The following is an 8,286-nucleotide window of genomic DNA, read 5'->3' as shown; positions in this document are numbered from 1 at the left end:
GGGTGTGACGGGAACGTTAAATGCTTACCCTACTTACATTATAGCTTACTTATCTCTGATTTATTGTTTAAGTCCCGTTAATCATCAGCGTAATAATATGAATTCCGGTTGTATTGGAATGATTAAACCGCAGAGGCGCAGAGGATACAGAGAAACGGAAGAGACAGATGAATCATTCCGATGCCAACGGATTTGATATAAAACCAAGATTCACCTTGGTCGTTGAATTAGCCACAACTCTCTCAAAATTATTAACCAGGATTTTGCACCTTTCTCTCCAATAATTTCATATCATGTCCGATCGATTAAGCATAATATCCCGGTCGGGGCGAGTTTTTGAGATTGTCAATTATTGGCAGGTCTTCTTGGTGAACCCGCCCTACAAAAATCGCCGTTCCTCGACCGGACATGATATCAGTTGTGAATTTCTTATTTAACCATCCGCATTTTTAACCAGCCGCAATTTCAAGCACTATTTTACCGGTTACTGAGCCTGTTTCTAACAGTTCGTGAGCGGCTTGCGCTTCTTCGAGAGGGAAAGTTTTGCTGACGTGAATTTTTAGCAAGTTGCGATCGCACAAACGAGCACACTTCTGCAAAATATGAGCCTGCTGTTCTTGTTCCTCCACCAAACCTTCCAGCATCGGTGTTAACATTAATTCCAGACTAATTCTCAGATTCCGCATTCTCGCTGTTTTCAAATTGCCCAAAGCTGGATCGGGTTCCAAAATGGTTACCAAATCTCCATAAATCTTCACAGCCGGAATAGTTTGGTAAAAAGTTTCTCCCCCGACTGTATCGAAAGCCAAATCAACTCCTTGTCCTTGAGTCCAAGTCAAAACCTCATCGACAACATTGGTATTTTTGTATAAAATAACTGAATCTGCACCTAAGGGCTTGACAAAATTGGCTTTTTCCTCAGAACTGACAGTCGTGCAAACCTCTGCCCCTTGCAACTTCGCCAACTGTACCGCGACGTGGCCGACACCGCCGGCACCAGCTTGAATCAGCACTTTTTGGCCGGCTTGCAAGCGCCCTCGATCGTACAGCGATTCCCAAGCTGTAATTAAAACTAACGGTGCCGCCGCCGCCTCCACAAAACTTAAAGCAGCAGGCTTGAGGGCGAGAAAGCGTTCGTCTACAACGGCAAACTCAGCATAAGTACCGATCGACCCGCCCAAACCGCCATTGCAGAAAAAAACCTCGTCTCCCACTTGGAAACTTTGCACACCAGCACCGACAGCCTCTACGACTCCAGCACCGTCGCACCCCAAAACGTGAGGAGTTCTCTCGGGGTAAAAAGTGCCGCGCGATCGCAACTTAGTATCTATCGGATTGATACCCGCCGCTCGCAAGCGTACCAAAACATCAGTTTCTGTTTGTATAGTAGGGGCGGGGATATCTTGCAGTTTCAATACGGACGGGCTTCCGGGCGTTTGAAAAACGATCGCTTTCATCATGGGTGTTACACTAGATCGGATAATCCCTAGACTTTATTGTATATTGCTTAGCAAAGCAACAAAAAACTTTTCGTTTATCTCAAAATTTATGATTGTTGTTGAAAGGCCTTACATAGATGGACAGCATCAGTTTTATAAACAGTTTGATGACTTATCGATTCTGTCGATAAATCTCTACAATCAGGGTAAATATTATATGAGGAAACACTTTTTTTCTTCGGCATCTAAAGTTGGTAGTACCAGAATTATCAGACAGTTATCTGCCATCTTAAAACCTACAGATGGCTCTCAATCATTTGCTAAGATTAGCAATCAAGTTCTCAAACAAGTTCTTCACGATAGGGAGGATTGCCACAAGTCAAGAATAGCTTATGACCGAAATCTACCTCGATTTTCATTTCTCCCCAGCCTCCCCCAATACCAACATAAAATCTGGGACCGTAAATTGTTCATTCATGATAACCAATCGCTAGAAAAAAGGGGAAGTGACAAAAATAATGAACTACTTCATTTCTCTCAAAATGACATAATAATTTCTACAAAGTTTCCAAATTTAATCAAGGTAAGGAGAGGTTTTACAGCAGCGATATACTTTATTAAGGTTGCCAATCAAAAGCCTGTAACGTTGGTGGATTTAAATGGTCACTTCAGACCAGGTAGACATTTAGGGATTGATAACATCGTAGTTTTGGCATCCAATAAGCCAACACTTACTCCAACTATCTATGATAAAAAACATCTCAAATCAATTAATCAAGGTTTCAATCAGCGCCGAGCATTTTTACAGTCAAAACTTGACCCGGGAAAATCTACCACGCGCCCAATCCAGCAAATCACCTTTAATCGAAACAAGCGATTAGAAAACTACCTTCATCAAACCAGCAGTTTGATTGCCAAGCGGTTGGTGGATGAGAAAATACTTCAGTTAATTAGGGGTACAAATGTGAGGGATAAACAAAATATAAAATCAGAAAAAAAGCATAAGAATTTTGTGGTAATTTCTCCTACCCAGCTCCTAAAATTTATTACTTACAACACTGCGTTATTCGGTATCAAGGTAATAGTTACACAAGCATCTTATACAAATAAGCGCAGGTTTGGGGATTTAGAGCCTGTAGGTAAGCAAGAGTCTTACCAGGGTAAGAGAGGTAAACGAGGGTGGTTTAGGTTTTTCAATGAAAGTGGGATTAATGGTGATGTGAATGCAGCGTTAAATATGATTATAAAATTAAACGCAAACTCACCCTTAGAGGAGTGCCACAACCGTATATATATGTTTGCAATTTCACCTGTACGGGTTGATCCTGTACGCAAAGAACCACAAAAAGTTCGGTAATGTCAAGTATTCCCCGGTTTTTTGTAAACAGTTAACTCTCTTGTCGCCTTCACGGCGATCTGACCTTGTATTCGTTACCCATCCGTGACGATACTTAGTTATTTTTAAATAGATTGGCTTCAGATAACTACAACAATTGTCGAGCGGTGCTAATCGATGTTCGATCTTGATTTATTTTTTTCCTTTGAGATTCTTGCATATATTCTGGGATTATCGGCGACTTTAGCCTTGGTGTCCGCGATTTATCTCAAGTGCCACCGAAGGCCATCTAGTCTACCGCTAGCCCACGAGCAACGGCAGTTGGCAGAATTAAAGCCCGACGATTTATCTGCGGGATTGAAAATGCGGAAAAACTTTTTGATTTTCCCGAACTCAAATCTGTGGCCGGCAACTGACAGCTTCTTGGGTAAAGTTTTAGGTAGGGGCCGCGCTGTATTCTTCGCCAAGCAAGAGCGCCTAAGTGTGAATTCTTCGCCTATTGTGGGGCCTGGAACCTGCAAAAGCCTAAGTCTGGGCATTTCGGGTTCGATGGGAGAAAATGTCGATCGCCCGAATGCCGAGAATCCTCCCAAAGTTACTGCTTCCGAGCAATTAGAGGAACATTTGCTGGGCGAAATCCTAGCAGCTACTGATTCGCCGGGGGGAGCTGAATTCTTTGATGCCTTAGTTGGCCACTTAGCCTCAGCACTAGGAGTTCGCACCGCCGTCGCTGCCCAATCGATTAAGTCGAAGGCACGCACCAATGCTGCGGCCAATAGATTGCAACTTATCAGTTTGTGGAGCGACGGACAGCAGCAGCCAAACTTTGAGTGCGACACCGCCAATACTCCCGAAGCGCGGGTGCTGGAGGCGGGAATGTATTCGTGTCCCGACTACCTCTGGGAAACCTTTCCAGAAGACCGCAGACCGATAGTTACAGGTGCGCGCAGTTTCCTGGGAGTCTTGCTGAAAAACTCTTACGGAGAACCTTTAGGCATTATTTGTATTTTTCACGATCGACCCCTGGTCGAAGCACATCTTGCCAAATTCCGATTAATTCTCAGCATCTTTGCCGGACGGGCCGCCGCCGAATTAGAGCGGCAGCGCCTAGAAGCAGCACTGTCCACTGTAGAAGCGAAATACTGCGCCCTGGTAGAACAAATGCCCGCTGTCACCTACATTTCTCCCCTCAACCGCAAGGCTGCCAAACTTTACATCAGCCCGCAAATCGAGACTTTTCTAGGTTATTCTGTAGCTGAATGGAGAGCAGATCCCGACCTGTGGCTGAAACTCGTTCACCCAGAAGACCGTGACCGCGTGTTAGTTGAAAACGCCACACAGAAATTCACTGATGGAGAAGATATCTTCTGCGAGGGGTCGCTGGTTTCAGAATACCGCGCGATCGCCCGCAACGGTCGAGTCGTCTGGTTCCGCGATCAAGCGACCGCAGTTCGCGATGAAGCAAGCAAGTCTGTCATTCTTCAAGGCGCAATGTTTGACATCACAGAGACTAAAGTAGCAGCCAGCGCGCTGCTAGAAAGCGAATACCGCTATTACACCTTGGCAAAAATACTGCCGGTGGGGATTTTCCGCGCCGACGCTGCTGGAGATTGCTTGTACGTCAATGAGCGATTTTTGGAGATGGCGGGACTGACTGCGCTAAAGGCAATAGGCGAAGGTTGGGCACAAAGTGTGCATCCGGAAGACCGCGAGCGTGTTTTGAGCCAGTGGTATCGCGCTGTCACGGACAAGTTGCCCTGTAAGTTAGAGTACCGTTTTTGCAAGGGTGACTTCACAACCTGGGTCTTTTGGCAAGCAGTGCCAGAAATGACCAAAAGCGGTGAAGTTCTAGGCTATCTCGTCACGTTGACGGATATCACCGATCGCAAGCAGGCAGAATTCGCCCTGCAACAGGCGGAAGAGAAATACCGCAGTATCTTTGAAAATGCGATCGAAGGCATTTTTCAGACAACGCCCGACGGACGCTACCTCAGCGCTAACCCTGCTTTGGCGAGAATTTACGGCTACGAGTCGGCCGCCGAATTGATCGCGAATATTCAAGACATAGACCGCCAACTTTACGTCGATCCCAACCGGCGGGTCGAGTTTTTGCGCGCGATCGAAAAACACGGTTTTGTGTCTGAGTTCGAGTCCCAAGTTTACCGGGCTGACGGCACTACTATCTGGGTTTCCGAGAACGGCCGGGCAGTGCGCGACCCTGACGGAAATTTACTTTACTACGAAGGCACTGTCGAAGATATTACCCTCCGCAAAATAGCAGAAGATAAGTTAGTACACGATGCTTTGCACGATATGCTAACCGGTTTGCCCAACCGAGCTTTATTTATGGATCGCTTGGGGCACGCGATCGCTCTTTCAAAACGCCGTCCCGAGATTTTGTTTGCGGTGCTGTTTATCGATCTCGATCGCTTTAAGGTTGTTAACGACAGTTTGGGGCATTTAGTTGGCGATCGGTTGCTGATCGCGATCGCCCAGCGCCTGGGAATCTGTTTGCGGGCTGGAGATACTGTTGCCCGTCTCGGCGGCGACGAATTTGCTATTTTGCTGGAAAATATCAAAAGTACCGAGGATGCTATCGTGATTGCCGAACGAGTGCAAGCGGAACTGGCAGAGCCTTTTTACCTTAACGAATATCAAGTTTTTACCAGTGCTAGCATTGGGATTGTTTGTTCTGGTTTTCCTACCTCTCCAAGGGAAACCAGCAAACTGTCGAGCCTCGAAAATCTGGGAAATATCGATCGGGAAACTTCTTTGTCTTGCTTATCTTCCGACTCTCCTGTTCCCCCTGTCCCCTTACCCATGTTGTACGATCGACCTGAAGAACTGCTCCGAGATGCAGATGCTGCCATGTATCATGCGAAGGGATTGGGTAAAGCTCGCCACGAAGTTTTTGACTTAAGTATGCACACTCGCGCCGTCGCCCTTTTGCAACTGGAAAACGACCTGCGACGCGCTTTAGACTCCCAGGAATTTCAGCTTTACTATCAGCCCATCGTCTCTCTAATCAGCGGTAAAATCAGCGGTTTTGAAGCGCTGCTGCGGTGGTATCACCCGCAGCGGGGTGTCGTATCTCCTGGCGAGTTTATTTTAGTAGCTGAAGAAACGAGATTGATTATACCTATGGGCTGGTGGATGATGCGATCGGCTTGCCGTCAGATCCACGAGTGGCACGAAACATTCCCAACAAATCCGCCGCTGACTGTCAGCGTCAACCTTTCTAACCAACAATTTAAACAACCGGATTTAATCGATCGCATCCGCGAAATTTTACAAGAAACTCAGCTTGACCCCCGCAGTTTAAAGTTAGAAATTACTGAAGGCGTCATCATGGAAAATGCCGAATCAGCAGTCGCTATCCTCGCGGAATTGAAAAAATTAGAAATTCAATTATATATTGACGATTTCGGCACTGGCTATTCTTCTTTAAGCCGCCTGCACACTTTTCCAACTGATGCTTTAAAAATCGATCGAGCTTTTGTTAGCCGCATGACTGAAGATGAAGGCAACGAAGCGATTGTACAGACTATTTTAATTTTAGCCAGTCATTTAGGTATGGATGTAATTGCTGAAGGAATCGAAACCAGCGAACAGCTTAATTTACTCAGAGCGCTGCAATGCGAATACGGACAAGGATACTTTTTCTCAAAGCCGATAGACAGCATGGCAGCCACACTTTTGATAGAAAGTCAACCCAAATGGTAATTGGATTGTTGACGGTTGACTGTTGACGGTTGACTGTTGACGGTTGACTGTTAACCTTTGGCTTTTTGTTTGAGTGAATTAAGATAGGCATTCAGTTTTGGGGAAAGTTCATTTAATAAGGGATGCAGGCGATCGCTCTGTTCTTGAGTTAAAAGATTTCGAGCGTAGGCAAGTCTTAACCAGTGTCTTGTTTCGTTTAATGAGCCTCTGGCAATTTTAACAAAACGCTGATTATCTTGGCAGCTATAGCGTCCATGTCCTTCTGCAATATTAGCACCAACACTATCAGCCGATCGCACTATTTGTTTGCCCATCGTATCCTTCGTAAACTCGTCCCATTTTTTAACAATAAACCATATTTCGTTTGATATTTTTTCAGCTAATTGATAAACTTGTAGCTGTTGAACTGGGGGGGTGACGACCCCTCCCAAACCCATAGTTAGTAAGGATTGAGCCAACTTGTGGTAAAAAAAGATAGGCAGCAGAGTTGTTACACGCTTGCCTATCCAAAAAAATAATGATACCAAGATTCTACCAGACTCATTTACAAAAACACCTGACGCCATCTCAGTTTTTGGTGATGACAATTTTGCTATCCTTGATGCAATCAGAAAAACAAGTGAGATTAGAGCGGCTCTCCCGAGTATTTCCCTGTCTAATTACAGCCGAAAGTCGGCGACGTAAATTACAAAGATTTTTAGATTTACAGAACTTAACAATCGAATTAATTTGGTTCCCATTAATTACTTATTGGTTGACCACTTATTGCCGTGTTGGTACTCGCTTATCAATCGCAATCGAGATCAGTCAATGGGGCTGTATTAATCTGTTCATGGTTAGCTTAATCTGGGAGCGAAGAGCAATTCCATTGTACTGGTCATTGTTGCCGAAATTGGGCAGCAGCAACTTCGAGGAACAAACTACAAATCTACAGCAAGTTTTACCATTGTTTTCAGAATATAAAGTCATCGTTTTAGGAGATCGTGAATTTTGTTCGGTCGATTTAGGAAACTGGCTGAAGGAAAAGGGTGTGTCTTTTTGCTTAAGAATAAAGAGGAATCATTGTATCGAAATAGAACATTTAGTTTGGCAGCGGTTAGATGAATTAGGAATAGTACCAGGAACCTCTTTATATTTTCAAGGTAAAAGAGTTAGGAAAACTCGGCCTGCCACGGGATTTGATGTTGCTTGTAAGTGGAAAAGAAACTATGGAGCATGGAAGGTTAATGAAGCATGGTTTATTCTCACAGATTTAGGTTCATTATCGGCAGCTATCGATGCTGACAAGCAACGGATGGGCATTGAAGAAATGTTTAGAGATTGTAAAACAGGAGGCTACGATCTGGAAGGAACTAGCTTAAAAGAAAATCGACTGATTAACATAATTGTGCTCATGACACTCGCCTACAGTTCGGCAATATTTGAAGGCACATCTCTTCGGAAAAAGCAGGTAGAAAAATATGTATGTCGGCGTCAAGAACCTAAAAAAAGATATCGAAGACGGAGTACATTTGGTGTTGGCTTAGATGGAGAAAAGTGGGTTAATTATCTCGAACAATATTCTGATGTGGTGGAACAGTTAATAAAGTTAACTCCAAATAAACGTCGCTTTTATCAACAAGGTATGCGGGCTGCAACCCTGATGCGGTCTATCTCCTAGGCCTCTTTGTCACCCCCCCAGGCTGTTGAAAGCTTTCCATATTAGCTTCTTTAAACGGAACTTACCCCCTGCGGGGTAGTTCCGTGGAACTCGAACGCATACTAGCTGTAGGTTTTGCCAATTCGATC

Annotated in this window: 5 protein-coding genes; 3 read left to right on the top strand and 2 right to left on the bottom strand. The window is 44.8% G+C overall.

The window, feature by feature from the left end:
- Positions 1 to 449: 449 nt before the first annotated feature.
- On the bottom strand, positions 450 to 1,457 hold the full coding sequence (locus tag QUA62_RS28555) for a zinc-dependent alcohol dehydrogenase family protein (RefSeq protein WP_333287545.1): 1,008 nt from the start codon (positions 1,455 to 1,457) through the stop codon (positions 450 to 452).
- A gap of 91 nt (positions 1,458 to 1,548) precedes the next feature.
- On the opposite strand from QUA62_RS28555, the gene QUA62_RS28550 reads away from it, so the two are divergent.
- Complete coding sequence (locus QUA62_RS28550) at positions 1,549 to 2,796, top strand: transposase (protein WP_333408183.1); 1,248 nt, start codon at positions 1,549 to 1,551, stop codon at positions 2,794 to 2,796.
- Positions 2,797 to 2,952: 156 nt separating this feature from the next.
- Positions 2,953 to 6,498, top strand: a complete 3,546-nt coding sequence (locus QUA62_RS28545) for a sensor domain-containing protein (protein WP_445301732.1) — start codon at positions 2,953 to 2,955, stop codon at positions 6,496 to 6,498.
- A gap of 50 nt (positions 6,499 to 6,548) precedes the next feature.
- Here QUA62_RS28545 and QUA62_RS28540 read toward each other — a convergent pair whose 3' ends face one another.
- Positions 6,549 to 7,025 (bottom strand): four helix bundle protein, encoded by a 477-nt coding sequence (locus QUA62_RS28540; RefSeq protein WP_445301731.1) that lies wholly within the window; start codon positions 7,023 to 7,025, stop codon positions 6,549 to 6,551.
- 53 nt (positions 7,026 to 7,078) lie between these two features.
- Between QUA62_RS28540 and QUA62_RS28535 the strand changes: the two genes are divergently transcribed.
- Complete coding sequence (locus QUA62_RS28535) at positions 7,079 to 8,158, top strand: IS4 family transposase (protein WP_333408181.1); 1,080 nt, start codon at positions 7,079 to 7,081, stop codon at positions 8,156 to 8,158.
- The last annotated feature ends 128 nt before the right edge of the window (positions 8,159 to 8,286 follow it).

The organism is Microcoleus sp. MON1_C1, assembly GCF_036701945.1.
Taxonomy (GTDB): Bacteria; Cyanobacteriota; Cyanobacteriia; order Cyanobacteriales; family Microcoleaceae; genus Microcoleus.
Note: the sequence above shows the minus strand (reverse complement) of the source record. Positions and strands in the feature narration are given on the sequence as shown.

What these genes read in the sequence shown, in the direction of transcription:
- QUA62_RS28545 (WP_445301732.1), top strand. Translation starts at nt 2,953, where the DNA reads ATGTTCGATCTTGATTTATTTTTTTCCTTTGAGATTCTTGCATATATT.
- QUA62_RS28535 (WP_333408181.1), top strand. Translation starts at nt 7,079, where the DNA reads ATGACAATTTTGCTATCCTTGATGCAATCAGAAAAACAAGTGAGATTA.
- QUA62_RS28550 (WP_333408183.1), top strand. Translation starts at nt 1,549, where the DNA reads ATGATTGTTGTTGAAAGGCCTTACATAGATGGACAGCATCAGTTTTAT.
- QUA62_RS28555 (WP_333287545.1), bottom strand. Translation starts at nt 1,457, where the DNA reads ATGAAAGCGATCGTTTTTCAAACGCCCGGAAGCCCGTCCGTATTGAAA.